Raw genomic sequence first — 2,107 nt, forward strand, 5'->3', positions numbered from 1 at the left:
TTTTTATTATTATACACCATTTAAAGCTCAATTTTCACCCCATTTAAGGTTTAAAAAATTTGGTGTCAATATGTTCGTGCAGTTACTTTTTCATTTAAAGTTGAAAATTTATTTTTTTATTATTTTTTCTCTTCCGTACACAAATATAGGAGTATTCTATCACAAATCATATCATATTAATATATAATGTTTATTTTTTCAACGTTTATATGTTTCTATAGATTTATTTATTTTATATATTATAATTAATATATGATTATTTTCATTTAATAAAGTATTAGGAGGTGTATGATTATGAAGTTTATGAAAAAAACAGCAGTTATTACTCTAGCTATTGCACTTGTTATTAGTATGAACACAAGTGTTTTTGCTAAGGCCGGGTGACAAGATTATATTGGTTTCGACGGTAAGCCCGGACATACCTGGTATGAAACTACCAATGGAAAAGTTGTTGGTGTTACCAAATCCAAATGGACTGCCAAGTTGAAATCTATCGGTTGGGGTGGTGTTTGGGGTGCACAAATATATAGAAACGTAAATATTAAGAAAGGGCAAAAATGCAGAATTAAATTTAAAATTAAATCAACTAAGATTAACAAATGGATTGTTGTGAAAATTTGCAATAAAAACAAAATAGCTTATGTTAAATGGATTCATTTAAAGAAAGGCAAATACACAAAAATAAACGAAACTTTTGTTGCCAAAAAGAACGCATCTAAGATTATCTTTGGCATTGGTGGCGAGTTTGGTAATCGTGATGACGAAAAAGATATCTACGACTACCTAAAGAAAAGACCTAGCGACGGCAAAAGTAATGTTGCGGAGAAATCCACTAAAATACTTCTTCGAAAGTATTCGCTTAAACCTGCAACAAAAGTAAAATAAAGAAAAACCCCGAAAGCATAGGCTTTTCGGGGTATTCTTGCATATTTGATTTTTTCCACAAATTATCTCTTTGAAAACTGTGGTGCTCTTCTGGCTGCTTTGAGACCGTATTTCTTTCTTTCTTTCATTCTTGAATCTCTTGTTAAGAATCCAGCCTTCTTTAATGCAGGTCTGTTTTCAGCATCAGCCTGTACTAATGCTCTAGCGATACCATGTCTGATAGCACCAGCCTGTCCTGTGTATCCACCGCCATGAACACTAACTTTGATATCGAACTTGTCTGTTGCACCGATTGTTTCAAGTGGCTGACGAACGATAACCTTTAAAGTTTCAAGACCAAAATATTCATCAATATCTCTTTTATTAATTGTTATATTTCCATTTCCAGGCATTACATATACTCTAGCAACACTGCTTTTTCTTCTACCTGTTCCATAATACTTTTCTGTAGCCATGTTATTTTCTCCTTTCAGTTAACTAAAATGTTAATTCTTCTGGTTTCTGAGCTGCATGTGGATGCTCTGCTCCAGCATAAACAAAAAGTTTCTTAATCATGCTTCTTCCTAAAGGTCCCTTTGGAAGCATTCCCTTAACTGCAAGTTCAATAACGCTTTCAGGTTTCTTAGCAAGTTTTTCTTTAAGAGTAACTTCTTTCATACCACCAACGTATTCTGAATGATGATAGTAAATCTTCTGTTCTAATTTCTTTCCTGTTACCTTAATCTTGTCTGCGTTTGTAATAATTACGTAGTCACCTGTGTCGATATGAGGTGTGAACTGTGGTTTGTTCTTTCCTCTTAAAATCTTAGCAACTTCTGATGACAAACGTCCTAATGTATATCCTGTAGCATCAACTACATACCATTTTCTCTCAATATCTGCTGGACTAGCCATATATGTTTTCATTGGTTTACCTCCTGAAATTTTGCTTATCTAAATTCTTTAATTCATTTCATGTCCGTACCGGGGCTTTGGCTAAGACACAAAAAACTAACGTGCATAACACGTCACAATACTGATGTATTATACAATAACTAAATTTACGTGTCAACACGATTTTTTCAATTTTTATACAATTTTTTTTGTCCCTGAAGTGAAAAGTTTATTTCCATTTTGAGTATGGGCATGCGGACATTTTTTTAGACCGCTATGCCTATACTCCTTCTATAATCTAGAGGACTAAGTCCTCCGAGTGTTGATTTAATTCTATCTTTGCAATACC

3 protein-coding genes are annotated in these 2,107 nt (G+C 33.2%); 1 reads left to right on the top strand and 2 read right to left on the bottom strand.

Annotated elements, in window-relative coordinates:
- The first annotated feature begins 483 nt into the window (after nucleotides 1–483).
- Complete coding sequence (locus ACZM4J_RS12195) at nucleotides 484–885, top strand: hypothetical protein (RefSeq protein ID WP_022165408.1); 402 nt, start codon at nucleotides 484–486, stop codon at nucleotides 883–885.
- 62 nt (nucleotides 886–947) lie between these two features.
- Here the strand turns inward: ACZM4J_RS12195 and rpsI are convergent, their stop codons facing one another.
- Together rpsI and rplM are read right to left on the bottom strand one after the other, a co-directional pair.
- On the bottom strand, nucleotides 948–1,340 hold the full coding sequence (gene rpsI, locus ACZM4J_RS12200; RefSeq protein ID WP_022164638.1) for a 30S ribosomal protein S9: 393 nt from the start codon (nucleotides 1,338–1,340) through the stop codon (nucleotides 948–950).
- A 22-nt stretch (nucleotides 1,341–1,362) separates the two neighbouring features.
- Nucleotides 1,363–1,791: a 50S ribosomal protein L13 gene (rplM, locus tag ACZM4J_RS12205; protein WP_022164637.1), complete on the bottom strand. Its 429-nt coding sequence runs from the start codon at nucleotides 1,789–1,791 to the stop codon at nucleotides 1,363–1,365.
- Between the last annotated feature and the right edge of the window lie 316 nt (nucleotides 1,792–2,107).

The organism is Eubacterium sp. (assembly GCF_057858645.1).

What these genes read in the sequence shown, in the direction of transcription:
- rpsI (WP_022164638.1), bottom strand. Translation starts at nt 1,340, where the DNA reads ATGGCTACAGAAAAGTATTATGGAACAGGTAGAAGAAAAAGCAGTGTT.
- rplM (WP_022164637.1), bottom strand. Translation starts at nt 1,791, where the DNA reads ATGAAAACATATATGGCTAGTCCAGCAGATATTGAGAGAAAATGGTAT.